The organism is Kribbella sp. NPDC051936 (genome assembly GCF_040680955.1).
Classification (GTDB): domain Bacteria; phylum Actinomycetota; class Actinomycetes; order Propionibacteriales; family Kribbellaceae; genus Kribbella.
On sequence record NZ_JBFAXS010000009.1, the window covers coordinates 140,207 to 157,975 of the forward strand.

A 17,769-nucleotide genomic window follows, 5' to 3' on the forward strand; every position below is an offset into this window, starting at 1 on the left:
CCCCGTGTAGACCCGGATCTCGGGCATTGTGCTCGGGTGATGCAACCGGATCGTTCTGCCAGGACTCGTGCTGGCAAAGGTCCGATCTGGGGAGTGGTGATGGCTGACGGCGACATGGTGCGCGAGTTGTACGAGGGGTGTTACCGGCGGCTTGTCGGGCAGCTGTTCGCGATCTGCGGAAACCTGGGCGAGGCTGAAGACGCCGTACAGGAAGCCTTCGTGCAGGCGGTCGAGAAGCCCCGCCGGTTCGCTCAGCTCGACAACCCGGAGGCGTGGCTGCGCACAGTCGCGCTCAACGCCGTACGCCGGCGCTACCGCCGCGCGAACCGCTTCCACGGCTTGCTCTCCCGCGCAGGCGTCCCCGAAACCACTCTGAGCGCACTCTCCGCGGACCGCGTAGCTCTGGTCGAGGCCTTGCGCCAGCTCCCGTACGAACAGCGTGAAGCGATCGTGCTGCACCACATCGTCGACCTGCCGGTGAGCGCGATCGCCGTACAGCTGCGGGTCCCGGAGGGGACAGTGAAAGCCCGCCTGTCGCGCGGCAGGTCCCGCCTGGCCCCGCTGGTCCACGAGTTCGCCGACGACGTCGAGGAGGTCAACCATGTCTGAGCTGAAAGAACTGTCCTGGGACGTCCAGGAGACCGTCCAGCCGTTGCCCTTCGAGGCTCTGGAACGGCGTGGCGTTCGCCGCCGTCGCCGTCGGCACGCGCTGACCGGGCTGGGAGTCGTCGCGGCGGTGACCCTCGCAGTACTGGCAGCCGTTCTATCACTGGGAAACGTGACCGGTACGGAGAAGACAGCCGGCACCCCTTCGTCGATTCCGGTCGACCAGGCGGCCGAGAAGCTGATCCACAACAAGAAGTCGGGCGCTTCCGGCATCGCGTTCGTCACACCGACGCGGTGGGCGGCGGGCTGGTTGTTGCCTCAGCCGGGATACACCTGGAACTACGCCGCGGTGCTCAGCCGTGACGGTGTCCGTACGACAGCGCCGGTGCGCAAGAACCAGTACGTCGTACTGCGGGCCGGTGACGAGGCCCTGGCGTTGTCGATGCCGACGAGCATGAAGGGGACCGATCCGACCTGGCCGCAGTCCGTCATGGTCCGCCTGACCGATCAGGGCCGGATCGAGAAGCAGCTGCGCTGGGCTCCGCCGACCAGCGAGTTCGACGACGGCGAGGTGCTGCTGGCGTACGGCACCCTGCGAGCCTTGAACCTGGAGACCGGCGTCCTGCGGGAGGTGAAGATCCCCGGGGTCGACAACGCCTACGAGCCGTTCCGCGACAGCACCGGACGGTGGTGGATGGTCGGCGCCAAGAACAGCGGGGTCGGCAGCATCTACTGGACCGATGACCGCGGCAAGACCTGGGACCACTCGATCATCGGCGCGGGTCGGACCGGCGGCCAACTGGCCGTCAGCCCCGACGGCAAGACGCTGGTCGTGATCCCGGGCATGAAGCCCCGCGCGGGCAAACCTGGCACGCCGGGTGACCTGCTGCCGGTGCGCTTGTCGACCGACGGCGGCCGGCAGTGGACGACGGTGGCCGGCCGGAACGCTCCGTACCTGTCCTCTCCGGTTGCTTTCGGCAACGGGACGGGGCTCGCGCTCTATCAGGGCAAGAAGCGAGAACTCCTCCGTCCCGGTGCCGGCGCCCCGTACACTCCGCCGCCCGATCTGGGCCACCTGTCCGCGGTAGGCGACTTCGTCTACGGCATGCAGTACAACGGCAACCAGACCATCACGAGCACCGACCACGGCAAAACCTGGAAGTACTTCGAGCCTCGTTAGGGGTCATGGGGCTACCGCAGGGCGGTTTCGGCTCGCTCCTTGGTGACGTCCGCGAGGCTGTTGACGAGCTCACGAAGCCAGCGGTCCGTGGATCTCTCGCTCACCTGGATGCACCAGGTGAGCGAGCTTCTCGAGTGTTTCCAGGGAGCACCGGGGTCAGCTCGTACGAGTGCGGTGCTGGCGTTGTCGTACGGGAGGTCCCAGCCGGGGTCGACCATGAGGGACAGCTGGTCGGTGTCGATCGCGGCGGTTCGGCCCCAGATGGTGCTCGACTCACAGCCTGCTTCAGCGGTGGTGGAAGTCGCTTGATCTACAGAACGCCCAGCCGAGTGGTCACCTGGTCGAGGGTCGGCCAGGGCGGGCCTTCGCGCAGGATGTGCAGGAGTCCGTCGCCGAAGAGTCTTCCGTTCGGGAACTGGTCGCCGGCATCCCAGCGCCAGGCGGCGATCATCGCGAGGACCAGCTGGCGGCAGTCGTCCAGCAGTTCGTGGTCGATGCCTGGGTACGACGCGCAGACCTCCTCCGGTACGTGGGCGAGGTCGAACTCGACCGGCCCGCGGCAGCACGTCTCGAAGTCGATGAACAACGGGCCGCTCTTCGTGCTGAGCACGTTGCCCGGATGCGGCTCCCCGTGAAGCAGCTGCTCCGGGGCGCCTCGGTCGTCGATCGCTCGGCGCAGGCTTGCCAGTCTGGTGGTGAGCAACTCGCGGTCGGCGTCGGCCAGCTCGGGCGAAAGGTCCGGGTCGGCAACGAGCTGTTCGGCCTCGGCGACTCGGTCGGTGAACCGTGGGGTCGGTACGTCGATCTTGCGCATACCCGCGTGCAGGCGCTCGAGCGCGTTGGCGAAGTCGGGCGGGGAGACGCTGGGGGTCACGGGTTCGTGGTAGGTCCACAGCGTCACTGCGAAGCCGTCGCGCGTGTACACGAGCGGGTCGACCCGAGGCTCCAACGCAACCACCGGGCTCCCGAGGTCCGTCAGCTGCCGAGCGATCTCAATCTCGAGCTGCGCAACCTCTTGCCCAATTGGTGCTACCCGAGCGAAGACCTCGCACGGCGTCAATCGCAGCGCCAACTTGTTCGAGTTGTGCAGAACAACTGCGTCCTCGACCGGCAGACCGAGCGATGAGGCGATGGACGTCGTAGCCGCGATCGCACGCGTGATTTCAGTCATCTCCATGGCCTCGCCAGGCTACCGGCGTGGTCTTGCACTGTCGCTCGGATTAAGAACGCGCGGAGAATGCTGACCAGCCGGGCCCCGTCCCCCACCGAGCGCCACACTGGGCCACAGCACCCGTGGGCGACGAGACCTGAGTTCGTGGCACCTGGGGCACGACCCCGGGGTATGGCACCTGGGCCCGCGAGGCGGTGCGCCAGCCGAAGGCCTCCGGCGGTAGCCGGAGACGTCCGGGCGCTGGCCGGAAATATCCGGGCCAAGCCGGAACCACCCCGGCGTCAGCCGGAAGTATCCCGGCGGTAGCCGGAAGCACCCCGGCGTCAGCCGGAGACTCCCGGCGCAAGCTGGCAGCACCCCGGCGCTAGCCGGAAACTCCCGGCGCCAGCCGGAAGCAAATGCACCGCGCTAAGCGGGGGTGGGTGGGAGCTTGCGGAGTGGGCGCGTTGAGGAGCGGAGCGACGAAGTAGCGGCCGCGTAGCGAGCGTGGGTCGGATCTATCAGCCGAGCGTGGGTGGGCTTAGGTGCTGAGGGGGAGATGGACGGTGAAGGTTGCGCCGTGGGGAGTCGTGTCGGTGACGGTTACGTGGCCGTTGTGGGCGGCAACCAAGGCGGCGACTATGGACAGGCCCAGTCCGGAGCCGCCGGTGGAGCGGGTTCGGGCGGTGTCTACTCGGTAGAAGCGCTCGAAGATGCGGGCCTTCTGCTCATCCGTGAGCCCCGGGCCGGTGTCGCTGACTTCGAGGATGGCTTCGGTGCCGCGGGTGCCGACGGAGACGGTGACGGGTGCGTCGACGGGGGTGTGGTGGAGGGCGTTGCTGACCAGGTTGCCGAGCACCTGCCGCAGCCGAGCCTCGTCACCGGAGACAACTGGCGCCTCCGAGTCGGGCAGGATCAGCAGCGAGATGTGGCGGTCGGGCTGCACAGCTTGCGCGTTGTGCAGGGCGTCGGCCGCGATCGGGAGCAGGTCGACGGACTCCGCGCGCAGCGGGCGCTGCTGGTCGAGGCGCGCGAGCAGCAACAGGTCGTCGACGAGCAGACCCATCCGCTTCGCCTCGTCCTCGATCCGGCGCATCGTGTCCGGGTCCGCGACATCACCGCGGTGCCGGGACAACTCGGCGAACCCGCGGATCGACGTCAACGGCGTACGCAGCTCATGCGATGCGTCGGCGACGAACCGCCGCATCCGGTCCTCGGACTGCCGGGCCGCCTCCTCCGACTGCCTGGCCGCGTCCTCGCTCCGGCGCGCGGCGAACTCGGACGCCGTACGCTGCGCGAACGCGGTCTCGATCTGTCCGAGCATCTGGTTCAGCGCGAGCGACAGCCGCCCGACCTCGGTCCGCGGGTCCCGCTGCGGTACCCGGCGGCTCAGGTCCCCGCCGGCGATGGCGACCGCGGTGTGCTCGACGTCCTCGAGCCCGCGCAGACTTCGCCGTACGACGTACGTCCCGACGCCGGCCAGCAGTACGAGCAGGATCACCCCGGCCGCGGCCTGGATGCCGATCAGCCGCTGGATGGTGTGGTCCATGTCCTTCAAGCTCTGCGCCACCATGACCGAGCCCTGCTGGTCCTCGGTCGGGACCGCGAGCACCCGCCAGGTCGCCCCGCCGGACTCGGCGTCGACCTCGAACGACTTCCCGTCGAGTGCGCGGACCTGGTTCAGGTTGAGCGTCGGCAGCTTGGGGAGCGGCTCGGCCTCGGCGAGCCGGGAACCGACCGGGCCCTTGTCGCTCGTGCCCTCGGAGTCGTTGAACTGCACGACGAACTCACTCGGCAGCTGTCGCGGTCCCGGTCCGCCGCCGGGGCGCGGCACGGGACGCCGGTCCGTCTCGACGTGCGACAGCGGCATCGCGGCCTGCCGGAGCTGGTCGTCGACGCGGTCGAGCAGGTAGCCGCGCATGATTGTGGTCGCCAGGACCCCGGACGCGACCAGCGCGAGTGCGACGAGCGTCAGCAGGACGACGACGATCGTGACGCGCAACGGGTACCGGTCGGCGAACCGCCGGTGGTTCAGTTGCATCAGTTGGGGCCTCGGGGGGTACGCAGGACGTAGCCGACCCCGCGGACGGTGTGGAGCAGCTTCTGGTCGCCGGTGTCGACCTTACGGCGCAGGTACGACATGTACGACTCGACCACGCCGGCGTCCCCGGCGAAGTCGTAGTTCCACACCGCGGACAGGATCTGTCCCTTCGACATCACGCGCTCGGCGTTCTCCAGCAGGCATCGCAGCAGCTTGAACTCGGTCAGCGACAGCTGCACCGCCTGGCCGGACTTGAACACCTCATAGCTGTCCTCGTTGAGCTCCAGGTCCGCATAGCGCAGTACGGCGGCCTCGGTCGCGGTCTGTTCGCGATGACCGGACCGGCGCAGCAGCGCGCGCACCCGGGCAACCAGCTCGTCGAGGCTGAAAGGCTTGGTGACGTAGTCGTCCCCGCCGGTCTGCAGCCCGAGGACCTTGTCCTCGACCGCGTCCCGGGCGGTGAGGAACAGCACCGGCACATGCCGGTCCTCACCGCGCAGCCGGCGTACGACCTCGAACCCGTCCAGCCCGGGCATCATCACGTCGAGCACCACCAGGTCCGGCTCCACGTCCCGGGCCTTGCGCAGCGCCTCCGCGCCGTGCGTCGCCGTGGTCACGTCGTACCCGGCGAAACGCAGACTCGCGGAGAGCAGCTCGACGATGTTCGGTTCGTCGTCGACGACCAGCAGATGCGGACTCATGCTCTCAGTGTGCAGCCGGGAACCGTGCGAAGCCTGGAAGGTTCCTGGCAATCAGCTGTGAGTCGTCCGCGACGTGACTCAACGCGGGCCGTGCTTGAAGCCCCACTTCTGACCGGCCGCGTCGCGGACGGTGCCGTCGTTGACCGAGCTGGCGGTCGCCTTGCCGTCGGTGACCACGGCGGTCACCCGCACGGTGTTCCCGGTCTTCACGTCGTCGATGCCGTCGCGGGCAGCGTTGACCAGCGTGTCCTCGGTCAGCGTGTAGGTCCGGCTGTAGCCGTCCTCGCTCTTGACGGTGATCGACTCCTTGCTGACCGCGGTCACCTCGCCGCGCTGTGTCGCGACCGTCTGGTACCCGCCGCCGTCCTTCGGTACGACGAACTCGCCGTGCAGCGCGCCGCCCAGCCCGAACTCGCCATGCCCGAAACCGCCCTTGCCCGGTCCGCCCGGCTTCTGCTGACCCGGCGTCGACGGGCTGGACGGGGAGGCCGACGGTGACGGCGTCGGGTCCGCGTTGCTGGCCGCCCAGGCGACCCCGCCGGCCGTGGTGGTCACGGCCACGGCGGCGACGGTGCCGAGCAGCCGCCACCGCTTCTGTGAGAGCTTCATCCTGCTGTGCCTTCCGTACTGCGTGCCGGGACGTCACCTGGCACTGATGCTTCTCACAATGACCGACCCAGCTTGGACCAACCTCCGTCAGGCCTAAGAAGAAGCTGGCAATCACCTAAGAACCGTGCATGGACGACCTGACCTTCGAGGTCGCCTGCGGTGAGGACCGGCTGCAACCGGCCATCACCGTGTGCTCGAACTACTTCGACGTGCCGGGCTTGGCGCCGTCCGGCGGGGCCGGGCGGTTGCTGCCGTCGTCGATCGAACTCGCGGTCGCGGTGTCCCCGGACACGACGGCCCGGATCCGCACGCTCTCGCCGGTCTTGATGTCGGCGATCTTGCCGTCCCGGTTCACCTTGGTGTCCGCGTTGACGACGTACGTCCGGGTGTACCCGTCGGCGCTCTTCACGGTGATCGTCGTGTTGCTGACCGCCGTGACCGAGCCGGACTGCGTGCCGACCGTCTGGTACCCGCCGCCGTCCTTCTGGACGACGAACTCGCCGTGCAACGCACCGAACAGGCCGTCCCGCGGGCCCCTGTCGTGATCGGGCGCCTTCTGGGTCCCTGGCAGTTCAGACGACGAACAGGACCGCGGCCAGCCACACAGCCGCGGCGAGCGATGTGCCGATGAGCTCGATGAGGATGGAGACGCCGGTCTGGCGAAGCGCGTGTTTGGTGGAGGTCCACGCGGCCGCGTGCGTGCGCTGGCGCTGGAGCTCGGACAGGTACACGCCGACCGGGAAGCCGACGAACATGCCGACCACCGGGATCACGAAGAACCCGATAATGCCGAGCAGCACCCCGACGACCATCGACCGCCGCGGTACGCCGGCCTCCCGGAGCCGGCGCTCCGGTACGACGTACTTGACCACCTGGCTGGCACCGATCAGCACCGCGGCGATCGCGAACACCACCCACCCGGTCGCGCTGTGCTCGACGATCGCCCACACCAGGATCGCGGCGAGGCTGAGGATCGCGCCGGGCAGGATCGGCACGACGATGCCCGCGATCCCGACGAAGATCGCGATGCCGACCAGAAGGTTCACGCCAGTCTCCACAGTCCTACTTAACCGCATCGCGGCGCCGTTTAGGGTGGAGACATGTCGTCCCCACTGCATGAACTGGTCACCGCGCTCGCCGCTCCGTGGGTGGTGCTGTCGCCGCGTTCCGGGCAGCTCACCGGATCCGGCGCCGAGGGCGTGTACGCCCGGGACCGCCGGATCCTGTCCCGGCTGAGCGTGACGGTCGACGGGCACGAGCCGCTCCCGGTGCACGTCGACGAGCAGGACGCGGCCACCCATCAGTACGTCGCGATGCTCGAAGGCCTCGGCGACACCCGGCACGACCCGACCGTGATGCTGTACCGGACCCGCACCGTGGACTCCGAGGGCATGACCGAGCGGATCACGCTCGTCAACCGCTCCCGGGCGGCCGTCGACTGCCGCCTGGACGTTGCCCTCGGCACCGATCTCGCGGGGACCGCCGCGGTGCGCAGCGGCGCGGCCGCGACCCTGCCGCAGCTCGCGCCGCTTCCCGACGGTCCCCAGCGGACGCGCTGGGAGAACGACGACACCCGCGTCGTGGTCACCGCCGACCCGGGGGTCTCGGCGACGCCGCACGTCGAGCCGGGGGAGGAGTTCACGATCACCCTGCGCGTGACCGCGGACTTCCCGAAGTCGAACACCGGCTTCTCGATCGAGCCGCCGGCCGAGCGCGCGCCGTACGACGTCAGCGTCCGCTGTGACGACAAGCGCGTCGGGCGCTGGCTCGACCGGTCACTGGACGACGTTCGCGCACTGCAGCTGGCCGCGGACGACGACCGCTACCTCGGCGCCGGCCCGCCCTGGTACCTGACGCTCTTCGGCCGCGACTCGCTGATCTCGTCCGGCATGATGATTCCGGTCGATCCCACGCTCGCCGCGGGCACGCTGCGCGCGCTGGCTGCCAGGCAGGGCACGAAGGTCGACGCCGGGTCCGCGGAACAGCCGGGCAAGATCCCGCACGAGCTGCGCGCCGAGGTCGCGGATCACGGCGGCGGCCTCGTCCTCCCGCCGGTGTACTACGGCACACACGACGCGACCCAGCTGTGGGTCGTGACGCTGCACAAGGCGTGGCGCTGGGGCATGCCCGCCGACGAGGTGCGTGACCTGCTGCCGAACCTACGGCGCGCCCTCGCCTGGATGAAGGAGTACGCCGACCCGGACGGCGACGGCTTCCTCGAGTACATCGACGAGTCGGGGCACGGTCTGGCGAACCAGGGCTGGAAGGACTCGAACGACGCGGTGCAGTGGCCCGACGGGACGCTGGCGGTCGCGCCGATCGCGCTGTGCGAGGTCCAGGGATACGCGTACGCCGCCGCGATCAAGGGCGCCGAGCTGCTCGAGGCGCACGGAGAGTCCGGCGACGAGTGGCGGGCCTGGGCAGCCGCACTGCAGGAGCGCTTCCGCGCTGCGTTCTGGGTCGACGGCTACCCGGCGATCGCCCTCGACGGTGCGAAGAACCCGGTCATCGGCCGCGCGTCGAACATGGGCCACCTGCTCGGCACCGGACTGCTCGACGCGGACGAGGAGCAGACGGTCGCCGACATCCTCGCCGGCGCCGACCTGAACAGCGGCTTCGGGTTGCGAACGTTGTCGACGGCAATGACCCGCTTCAACCCGCTCGGCTATCACACCGGCAGCGTGTGGCCGCATGACACCGCGATGACAGTGCAAGGCCTGTTCGCCAGCGGGCAGTCCGAGGTGGCGTCGTCGTACGTCGAAGGGCTGGTGCGCGCCGCCGAGGCGTTCGGGTACCGCCTGCCGGAGCTGTACGGCGGCCGCGGGACGGGCGAGGAGAGCACGCCGACGCCGTACCCGCTCTCGTGCCGCCCGCAGGCGTGGGCCGCGGCCTCGGCGGTCGCGGTGCTCGTGGCCGCGCTCGGTATCGAGCCCGACGTCCCGGGCGGCACGCTCGCGGTCAACCCGGCGGAGTCGGTGCCGTGGGACAAGCTCGAGCTCGACGGACTGCTGGTCGGCGGCGAGCGGCTGTCCGTGCGGTGGGAGGGCGGCGAGGCGACCGTCGTCAGAGGGCAGTGATCAGCGCGAACGCCGACAGCCCCAGGTAGATCGCCGCGACGGTCAGGTTTCGCCAGCGGCTCGTCGTACGGACCGAGCGGAAGCGCCGACCGATGGCGTCGGCGCCCACCGCGTAGCCAAGGTCGAAGACCAGACCGATCAGCAGCGCGCCGACGCCGAGCAGCAGCAGCTCGCTGCGCAGCTGGTCCGCGCTGGCGCCGCGGGTCGCGAACTGGGGAAGGAACGCGAGGAAGAACAGCGCGGCCTTCGGATTGAGCAGGTTCACCACGACACCGTCCCGGAACACCCGCCCGAGCGGTGCCACCTCGAGGCCGGCCGAATGATCGCCCGCCGACGCCTTGAGCATCTTGAGGCCGAGGTACGCCAGGTAGAGCGCGCCCGCGACGGTGATCGCGGCGAACAGCGTCGGCGACGTCTGCACGAGCGTCGCGAGGCCGAGCGCGGTGACCACGATGTAGACCAGCGTGCCGGTCTCGATCGCGAGGGCCGAGACGACACCGGCCCGGCGGCCCTGGGTGAGGCTGCGCAGCGAGATGTACAGGTTGTTCGGCCCGGGCATTCCGACCAGCACCGCCGTCGCGCCCGCGAATCCCGCCAACTGACCGGTACCCATCGTCTTCTCCTCGAACTGGACTGCGTTGCCGTACTAGCCTGGCGGCGTCGGAAGCAGTCCACCCGAGCCAATCCGAGGAGAAGTGGACCGTTCTGGAGACCCGGCCGCGCTGGCTGACCTGATCGGCCACCGGCTGAGCGGCCGCAGCGGCGGCCTGTACCGGCGGCTCGCCGACGAGATCGCCGCGCTGATCGGCTCCGCCGAGCTTCCGGTCGGCGCCCGGCTCCCGGCCGAGCGGCGGCTGGCCGACGCGCTGGCGATCAGCCGCTCCACGGTCGTCGCGGCATACGACGAACTGCGCGCCCGCGGCCTGGTCGAGAGCCGGCGCGGCAGCGGTACGACGGTCGCACGCGCGGCGGGTCGTGGCCGTTCACGAGCGGACAAGCGGATGCCGTCCGGGTACGGCGACTCGCTGTTCCACCGGATCACGGTCGGGCCGGGCGAGGTCATCTCGCTCACGTACGCCGTGGACCCCGGGCTGCCCGAGCTGGCGTCGGAGCTGATCGACCTGGCGTCCACCGACCTGCCGGACCTGCTCGGCGACGTCGGCTATCACCCGCGCGGCCTGCCCGTGCTGCGCGAGCGGATCGCGGAGCACTTCACCGAGTCCGGACTGCCGACGTCCGCGGACGAGATCGTGGTGACGACCGGCGCGCATCAGGCGATCGCGCTGGTGACGCAGATGTACCTGCGCACCGGTGCCGCGGTCGCCATCGAGCAGCCGAGCTGGCCGGGGTGCTTCGACCTGTTCGGCGCGGCCGGCGGGCGGGTGGCCGGCGTACCGCTGGACGACGCCGGGATCCGGCCGGACCTGCTGGCGGCCGCGTTCGCGGAGCACCAGCCGGCGATGCTGTTCGTGATGCCGACCTTCCACAACCCGACCGGCCGGCTGATGTCGGCGAACCGGCGCCGCCAGGTCGCCGAGCTGGCCGCGCGGCACGGCGTCGTGGTGGTCGAGGACAACGCGTACTCGGCCTGGGACCCGGCAGGCCCGGACATCCCGCCGCCGCTCGCCGCGTACGCGCCGGACGACGCGGAGGTCCTGACGATCGGATCGGTGTCGAAGGCGGTCTGGGGCGGGCTGCGGATCGGTTGGATCCGGGCGTCGCGGCCGGTCGCCGAGCGGCTGGCCCGGCACAAGGCCCTGGCCGACCTCGGCAGTCCGGTCATCGACCAGGCGTTGACGGCCAGGCTGCTGCCGCGGCTCGGCGAGCTGACCGCGGCCCGGGCGCGGGTCGCGACCACGCGGAAGAAGCTGATGGGGGAGCTGCTGACCGAGCGGCTACCGGAGTGGGAGTGGTCGCTGCCGACCGGTGGATCGGCGCTGTGGATCCGCCTGCCGGACACCGACGCGCGGGTCTTCGCGCAGGTGGCGTTGCGGCATGGGGTGGAGGTGGTCGCCGGCCAGGCGATGGATCCGTCGGGTGCACACGACGACTACCTGCGACTGCCGTTCGCCTACTCGGAGCAAGTGCTCGACGATGCGGTCGCCCGGCTGTCACGAGCCTGGCAGGAATTGCGGCGGCACGGCCCCGGCCCCGGAGTACCTGTCGTGTAAGGGACTGTTCGCGCACAAAAGGATGGCGGTCACCCTTCCGGGTGAACCGCCATCGAAGCCTGTCTGACTTTGGCGCCGCCGTTGGCGCGTTTAGAACAGCCTGTGGGTCACCGCTCGTCTTCAGTGGCGATCGCGGGGGTGGCTTCGAGCCGGCCGGTCTCGTCGTGGATCGTGATCGCGATGTCGCGCAGCTTCTCCGAGTGCTCCCGGCTGTGGTGGGCGCAGAAGAGCAGCTCCCCACCGCTGGTCAGGGTGACTCGGACGTAGGCCTGCGCACCGCAGCGGTCACAACGATCCGCGGCCGACAGGGCCGAACTCGGGGCGAGTGCTGTAGTCATTGAGGCCTCATCTCATCTAGTTCCGTACTCACCAGATAGCAACATCCTGACATGCGGATCGCTTCCCGGTGGGGACAACGTGTCCGTATGTGAGACGAACCACCTGTCCTCGTATGACGCTTGCTGACGCGGAATCGTTTCGGGTAGTGGCGGATTTCTGGTGAGTCACGCAGGAGCAGTGCTTCTTCTCTCACTGTGCGCCATGGAACCGTCACCGTCTGCTCGGAATCGGAGTGTCGTACACCACTTCGAATCGAGTCCGGATCGATACCTGCCGCGACACGTACCTCCGGTACCCGGCCGCATGTCAGCCGAGGGCATGCCTGCGGCGTTTTGGGGGTGCGGCCGCATAGGCTGTACGCGTCAGCGTGTGAACCAGTGAAGGAGCCCTGTGGCCGCCCCGACGCCTCGCAGTACCGAGATCGACCCGACGTACAACGCCCGCCACCTGCTCGTCCTCGAAGGTCTCGAGGCGGTCCGGAAGCGGCCGGGGATGTACATCGGCTCGACCGACAGTCGCGGCCTGATGCACTGCCTGTGGGAGATCATCGACAACGCCGTCGACGAGGCCCTGGCCGGGCACGGCGAGCGGATCGACGTCGTGCTCCACCAGGACGGTTCGGTCGAGGTGATCGACCGGGCGCGCGGCATCCCGGTGGACGTCGAGCCGAAGACCAAGCTCAGCGGTGTCGAGGTCGTCTTCACCAAGCTGCACGCCGGCGGCAAGTTCGGCGGCGGGTCGTACAACGCGTCCGGCGGTCTGCACGGCGTCGGCGCCTCGGTGGTGAACGCGCTGTCCGCGCGGCTGGACGTCGAGGTGGACCGCGGCGGCACGGTCTGGACCACTTCGTTCCGGCGCGGCGTGGCCGGCGAGTTCGACGGCGACGGGGCGAACGCGTCGTTCACGCCGGCCAAGGGCCTGCGGAAGGCCGGCCGGGCCAAGAAGGGCGTCACCGGCACCCGGATCCGATACTGGGCGGACCGGCAGATCTTCACCAAGGACGCGACCTTCAACTACGACGAGCTGGTCACCCGCGCGCGGCAGACCTCGTTCCTGGTGCCGGGCCTGGAGCTGGTGATCCGCGACGAGCGCGGCGACGAGGTCACCGAGGAGAAGTTCAAGCACGACGGCGGCATCTCGGAGTTCTGCGAGTTCCTGGCCACCGACCAGAAGGTGACCGACGTCGTCCGGCTGACCGGGACCGGCCACTTCACCGAGACCGTGCCGATGCTCGACGACGCCGGCCACATGACCCCGACCGACGTCGAGCGGGACCTGGACGTCGACGTCGCGGTGCGCTGGGGCGACGGGTACGAGACCGAGCTGCGTTCGTTCGTGAACATCGTCGCGACGCCCAAGGGCGGCACCCACGTCAACGGCTTCGAGCGGGCGCTGTCGAAGAGTTTCACGAGCGCGCTCGACGGCACGCGGCTGCTGAAGAGCGGCGAGGAGATCATCAAGGACGACGTCCTCGAGGGTCTGACCGCGGTCGTCACGGTGCGGCTGGCCGAGCCGCAGTTCGACGGGCAGACGAAGGAAGTGCTGGGCACGCCGGCGGCCTCACGGATCGTCGCGAAGGTTGTGCAGACCGAGCTCGAGTCGTTCCTGACCTCGACCAAACGGGAGCACAAGGCGCAGGCCCGCGCGGTGCTGGAGAAGATCGTCGCCGCGTCCCGGACACGGGTGGCCGCGCGTCAGCACCGCGAGCTGCAGCGGCGCAAGACCGCGCTGGAGTCGTCGGCGCTGCCGGCCAAGCTCGCGGACTGCCGCAGCAACGACGTCGACCGGTCCGAGCTGTTCATCGTCGAGGGTGATTCGGCGCTCGGTACGGCGAAGCTGGCGCGCAGCTCGGAGTTCCAGGCGCTGCTGCCGATCCGCGGCAAGATCCTGAACGTGCAGAAGGCGTCCGTCGGCGACATGCTGAAGAACGCCGAGTGCGCGTCGATCATCCAGGTGGTCGGCGCCGGGTCGGGGCGGACGTTCGACCTCGAGCAGGCGCGCTACGGGAAGATCATCTTTATGGCGGACGCCGACTCCGACGGCGCACACATCCGCTGCCTGCTCGCGACGCTGTTCTTCCGGTACATGCGGCCGCTGGTGGAGGCCGGGCGGGTCTACACCGCCGTCCCGCCGCTGCACCGGTTCGAGCTGACGAACCCGAAGAAGGGCCAGGACAAGTACCTGTACACCTACAGCGACGCGGAGTACCAGCGGAAGACGGCCGAGCTGATGAAGAAGGGCGTCCGCTGGAAGGAGCCGCCGCAGCGTTACAAGGGTCTCGGTGAGATGGACGCCGACCAGCTGGCCGAAACCACCATGGACCCGCGGCACCGCACCCTGCGCCGGATCACCGTCGACGACGCCGAGGCAGCCGCCCAGGTCTTCGACCTGCTGATGGGCAACGACGTGGCCCCGCGCAAGGAGTTCCTCGTCCAGGGCGCCTACGAGCTCGACGAGAACCGCATCGACGTCTGACGCCTGTGGCCCTGGTCTGCTTCGATCTCGACAACACGCTGATCGATCGGGACGGCGCCTTCCTGGCGTGGGCCCGGTGGTTCGTGGCGCGCGCCGGGTTGGCGAGCGACGCGGTCGAGTGGCTGGTTGCTCATGACAACGGCGGGTTCCGCCCGCGGCCGGAGTTGTTCGCCGGGTTCGCGGAGCGGTTCGGCGTGGAGATCTCGGTGGAGGAGTACGACCGGGAGCACCCGTTGTTCACCTGGGTGGAGCCCGCGGTGCTGGACGGACTGGCGCGGCTGCGGGCGGCCGGGTGGCGCGTCGCCGTGGTGACGAACGGGACCGTGCTGCAGCAGACAGGCAAATTGCAGCACACCGGGATCGCTCAGGCCGTCGACTACTGCTGCATCTCGTCCGCGGTCGGCGTGCGCAAACCGCAGCGGGAGATCTTCGAGCGAGCGGCGGCCGGCGCGGGCGCCGAGCTCGACGGCGGATGGATGGTGGGCGACCACCCGGCGTACGACGTCGCGGGTGGCATCGCGGCCGGCCTGCGAACCATCCGCGTCGGGAACCAGCACGCCGCCGATCCGCCGGTCGCGGATCACCACGTCGACTCCGTCGTGGAGGCGTTCGCGGTGATCCTCGCCGAGAACGCCTAACCTGCCGAGCGTTCGGAATTCTGCGCGTTCTGCTGTGCGGCCTCGGTTCGCTCGGCCGGCGTGACGCAGATGTGGTCTGCCGACGTCGCTTCGCGCCAGACGAAGCCGTCGACGCAGTAGCCGTCGCCGCGATCGCGATGCTCGTCCTGGTGCGCTTGGTTCTGCTGGAGTACCGCTGCCTTCTCGTCAGGCGTCACGCAGACGGTGTCGGACTCGGTCGCGCGCCGCGGTTCGAACCCGTCGCGGCAGCCGTTCGCGCCGTCGACACCCTTGCCCACAAGCTGAACCACTGTGCTGCCGCTCCCGAACCGCACGGTGACTTCGGCTTCCCGGTCACCCGCCGCGGACGGGGTGAACTTCAGCCGGATGGAACAGGCGGTCCCGGGCTTGAGAGTGCCTTTGCACTGCTTCGTGATGCGGAAGTCGTCCTGGTCGCGCCCGTCGAGCGCCGCGCCGTTCACGCTGACGGTCGAACTGCCGGCGGGCTTCACGCCGAAACGGCAGTCGGCGGTGTGGTGCACCTCGGTTGCCGGGCACGTGACCTCCTCAGGCACCGACAACCCAGACGTGTTCGAGGACGGCCCCGGTAGCGGAGGTTTCCAGAACGTGCCCTCGCGGCTCGCGACCGGAGACTTGCCGTCCCGCAGCAGGTCGGAGATCGTGAAGCCGCTGACGGTGATGAGCAGTGCAAGCGTCGTGAGTACGCCGATGCCGATGCTCCGAGCGACTCCACTGCCCCGGGTCGTGAAGACCGCAGTCACCAACGGCGCGATCCCGGCGCCGATCAGCGTGCCCGGACGCCCGATGTCGAAGAAGCTGCTGAGCAGGGTGCCGACCACGGACGCGGCGACGGCGAGGAGCAGCTGGAGAGCCCCGAGGGCATGTGTAGCGCGGACCTGCCGACCCAGTTGCAGGTCGGTGGACGTTCGTGTGGCCAAGCTTCCCCCAGGCGTCCTCGAGCCAGGCGTGCCCGTCGGACGGCGGGCGTCCCCCAAATGTCCGGGAGTCGCGGGCCTGCTGACCAGGCTCGCGTGTCACTCAGTGACACGCGGCGGGACGACCTGGCCAGGTGCCAACTCACGGCCGTCGACGGTGATCGCCGTAGAGCCTGAATCGAGTAGGTGGGCTCGGCGTGGCTGTCGGGGCCTGAACGCGTGGCAGAGGCGCCGTTCAGCCGGTACTTCATGAACACAATTCTGATCACCTGGGCGTGGTGGTGATCACTTTGGTAGTCACTTCCTGCGTGGGCTGATGCTCAACGGATCCGGGCGCCGGCTCGCACTGAATGTAGAAGAGTCGACATTTACCAGCCGGCCTGGCTGCGAACCGCTCCCTCGAGACAGGCCTGCCCGTCGACACGTCCGACCTGCTCAGGCTGTGATCAGAAGAGTGATCACATGACCACTATTCTGAGCATCACAAGGCGCTGTGGAGGATCGCGTGTGCACCGGCGACGATTGCGTCCCGGTTGGCTTCGTACGTCGGGTCGGTGATCGCGGTCTTGTTGGCGAGATCGAAGGACAGCACCGGGACGTGCAGGTGGCCGGCCGGCATCGACGGGTCGAGCAGGTCGCGCTGCAGAGTGTTGCGGTAGGCAACTTCATTGGAGAGGTAGCCGCCGCCGGCCCCTTCCGACGCGATCGAGCCGGCGGTCGGGCCGTCCGGCCGCCGCACCGGCGTGGTCTGGCCGGCGGGGATCTCGAGGACGGACGTGTTGACGCGCGTTCGGAACGGAGTGACGTCGGTCTGCGCCATCCGTGCGAGCGGAAGGCTGGAGGTGATCCACTCCGGTCCCGCCGGCATGCTGGGGGAGACGACCGGAGCGCTGATCGTGCCGCCGCCCCAGAGGTTGTTGTTGTCGCCGATCGAGCTGACGGACCGGCGGCGCCCGTTGAAGACCTCGAGGTCGAAGATGCCCACCCGGCCCTGGCTCGCGGTCATCACGAGATCCGCGTGCTGCGGACCTGGGCGGTAGTGCGGCGCGAGCGCGTTCTCGACCATGTTCTCGTCGAAGTCGGTGTACCGGACCGGGAAGACCACGGTCTGGATCTCGTACGTCGTACCATTCACGGTCCAGCGCCGGCCGTCGAGGGTGAGCGCGTTGGCGCCGGACGGGTTGCCGATCCGGATGTCCGCGTCGAGCGTGAACGGGTCGAATCCGGTGACCAGGATCTTCCGGACGCCCGGGGTGAAGCGGGTGCTCGTGATGCCGCGGGAGGCGTACTCGAACGAGCGGATCAGGCTGTCGCGTTCTGCCGTGCCGAGACCGAAGGAGGGTTGCCACTGGCGGAGGGCGAGGGCCATCGAGATGCGCGCCCAGTACAGCCCGCGGTCGTCGGTGGACGGTAGCGCGTCGGAGCCCTGCGGTGCCTGCTGCGCGCGGCGGGTCGCCGCACGCCAGAGGGCCTCGCCGTGGGTGCGCACGAGAACCGTGGCGGCCTGGTGGTTGGGGACCCGGCACAGGAGTTGTGTGAACAGGTCGATCTGGCGATCGAAGCCCGAGCGGCGGAGGATCTCGACGGGTACTGACGGACCGCCGTTGACGCCCCGGCTGAGCCGCTGCTCCTCGACGGTACCGACGATCGACTGATCCAGGCATCCGGTCACCGGGCCGCCGCGGTACGCGGGCGCGGCGTCGGGGAACGCCGCGTGGGCAACCGGCGCGCCGGACAGGACTGCGGTCAACGCCAAGGCGCCGGCGACCAGGGAACTATGGAATGAGCTGGGGCGGAGTCTCATAAGGGCTGTCTATCAGATTTTCGCCCGCGATCCGAGAGATCCT

Annotated in this window: 16 protein-coding genes; 6 read left to right on the forward strand and 10 right to left on the reverse strand. The window is 69.3% G+C overall.

Going from position 1 to position 17,769, the window contains the following annotated elements; genetic code table 11:
- Positions 1-99 precede the first annotated feature (99 nt).
- The gene (locus AB0L64_RS30985; protein ID WP_363715814.1) at positions 100-609 is read left to right on the forward strand and encodes an RNA polymerase sigma factor; all 510 of its coding nucleotides are present in this window, start codon (positions 100-102) and stop codon (positions 607-609) included.
- The gene (locus tag AB0L64_RS30990) at positions 602-1,786 is read left to right on the forward strand and encodes a sialidase family protein (protein ID WP_363715816.1); all 1,185 of its coding nucleotides are present in this window, start codon (positions 602-604) and stop codon (positions 1,784-1,786) included. Before AB0L64_RS30985 ends, AB0L64_RS30990 begins: the two co-directional genes overlap by 8 nt.
- Before the next feature lie 310 nt (positions 1,787-2,096).
- Here the strand turns inward: AB0L64_RS30990 and AB0L64_RS30995 are convergent, their stop codons facing one another.
- The 6 genes from AB0L64_RS30995 to AB0L64_RS31020 all read right to left on the reverse strand — a co-directional run bounded on the left by AB0L64_RS30995 (position 2,097) and on the right by AB0L64_RS31020 (position 7,333).
- The gene (locus AB0L64_RS30995) at positions 2,097-2,963 is read right to left on the reverse strand and encodes an aminoglycoside phosphotransferase family protein (RefSeq protein ID WP_363715818.1); all 867 of its coding nucleotides are present in this window, start codon (positions 2,961-2,963) and stop codon (positions 2,097-2,099) included.
- A 514-nt stretch (positions 2,964-3,477) separates the two neighbouring features.
- Positions 3,478-4,977 carry a HAMP domain-containing sensor histidine kinase gene (locus tag AB0L64_RS31000; protein WP_363715820.1) on the reverse strand — a complete coding sequence of 500 codons (1,500 nt, stop codon included), beginning with the start codon at positions 4,975-4,977 and terminating at the stop codon, positions 3,478-3,480.
- Positions 4,977-5,678, reverse strand: coding sequence for a response regulator transcription factor (locus tag AB0L64_RS31005; RefSeq protein WP_355481297.1), 702 nt, complete (start codon positions 5,676-5,678; stop codon positions 4,977-4,979). The genes AB0L64_RS31000 and AB0L64_RS31005 overlap by 1 nt, the downstream gene beginning before the upstream one ends.
- 78 nt (positions 5,679-5,756) lie before the next feature.
- Positions 5,757-6,287, reverse strand: coding sequence for a hypothetical protein (locus AB0L64_RS31010; RefSeq protein WP_359928517.1), 531 nt, complete (start codon positions 6,285-6,287; stop codon positions 5,757-5,759).
- Positions 6,288-6,486: 199 nt separating this feature from the next.
- Entirely contained in the window at positions 6,487-6,795 is a 309-nt protein-coding gene (locus AB0L64_RS31015; protein WP_363715823.1) for a hypothetical protein, read from the reverse strand.
- A gap of 64 nt (positions 6,796-6,859) precedes the next feature.
- Positions 6,860-7,333, reverse strand: a complete 474-nt coding sequence (locus tag AB0L64_RS31020; RefSeq protein ID WP_363715825.1) for a DUF456 domain-containing protein — start codon at positions 7,331-7,333, stop codon at positions 6,860-6,862.
- Between the two features lie 54 nt (positions 7,334-7,387).
- Between AB0L64_RS31020 and AB0L64_RS31025 the strand changes: the two genes are divergently transcribed.
- Positions 7,388-9,364 carry a glycogen debranching N-terminal domain-containing protein gene (locus AB0L64_RS31025; protein ID WP_363715827.1) on the forward strand — a complete coding sequence of 659 codons (1,977 nt, stop codon included), beginning with the start codon at positions 7,388-7,390 and terminating at the stop codon, positions 9,362-9,364.
- Here AB0L64_RS31025 and AB0L64_RS31030 read toward each other — a convergent pair.
- Positions 9,351-9,977, reverse strand: a complete 627-nt coding sequence (locus tag AB0L64_RS31030; protein ID WP_363715829.1) for a LysE family translocator — start codon at positions 9,975-9,977, stop codon at positions 9,351-9,353. The genes AB0L64_RS31025 and AB0L64_RS31030 overlap by 14 nt on opposite strands.
- Before the next feature lie 82 nt (positions 9,978-10,059).
- Here AB0L64_RS31030 and AB0L64_RS31035 point away from each other — a divergent pair, with 82 nt between their 5' ends.
- Complete coding sequence (locus AB0L64_RS31035; RefSeq protein ID WP_363715831.1) at positions 10,060-11,535, forward strand: PLP-dependent aminotransferase family protein; 1,476 nt, start codon at positions 10,060-10,062, stop codon at positions 11,533-11,535.
- A 107-nt stretch (positions 11,536-11,642) separates the two neighbouring features.
- Here AB0L64_RS31035 and AB0L64_RS31040 read toward each other — a convergent pair whose 3' ends face one another.
- Positions 11,643-11,873, reverse strand: coding sequence for a hypothetical protein (locus AB0L64_RS31040; protein WP_363715833.1), 231 nt, complete (start codon positions 11,871-11,873; stop codon positions 11,643-11,645).
- A gap of 391 nt (positions 11,874-12,264) precedes the next feature.
- On the opposite strand from AB0L64_RS31040, the gene AB0L64_RS31045 reads away from it, so the two are divergent.
- Together AB0L64_RS31045 and AB0L64_RS31050 are read left to right on the forward strand one after the other, a co-directional pair.
- Positions 12,265-14,349 (forward strand): DNA topoisomerase IV subunit B, encoded by a 2,085-nt coding sequence (locus AB0L64_RS31045; protein ID WP_363715835.1) that lies wholly within the window; start codon positions 12,265-12,267, stop codon positions 14,347-14,349.
- Positions 14,350-14,354: 5 nt separating this feature from the next.
- A complete protein-coding gene (locus tag AB0L64_RS31050; protein WP_363715837.1) occupies positions 14,355-14,987 on the forward strand; it encodes an HAD family hydrolase in 633 nt (210 codons plus the stop codon).
- Here AB0L64_RS31050 and AB0L64_RS31055 read toward each other — a convergent pair.
- The gene (locus tag AB0L64_RS31055) at positions 14,984-15,925 is read right to left on the reverse strand and encodes a hypothetical protein (RefSeq protein WP_363715839.1); all 942 of its coding nucleotides are present in this window, start codon (positions 15,923-15,925) and stop codon (positions 14,984-14,986) included. The two genes, AB0L64_RS31050 and AB0L64_RS31055, sit on opposite strands and share 4 nt — an antisense overlap.
- A gap of 478 nt (positions 15,926-16,403) precedes the next feature.
- A complete protein-coding gene (locus AB0L64_RS31060) occupies positions 16,404-17,726 on the reverse strand; it encodes a hypothetical protein (RefSeq protein WP_363715841.1) in 1,323 nt (440 codons plus the stop codon).
- Positions 17,727-17,769 lie beyond the last annotated feature (43 nt).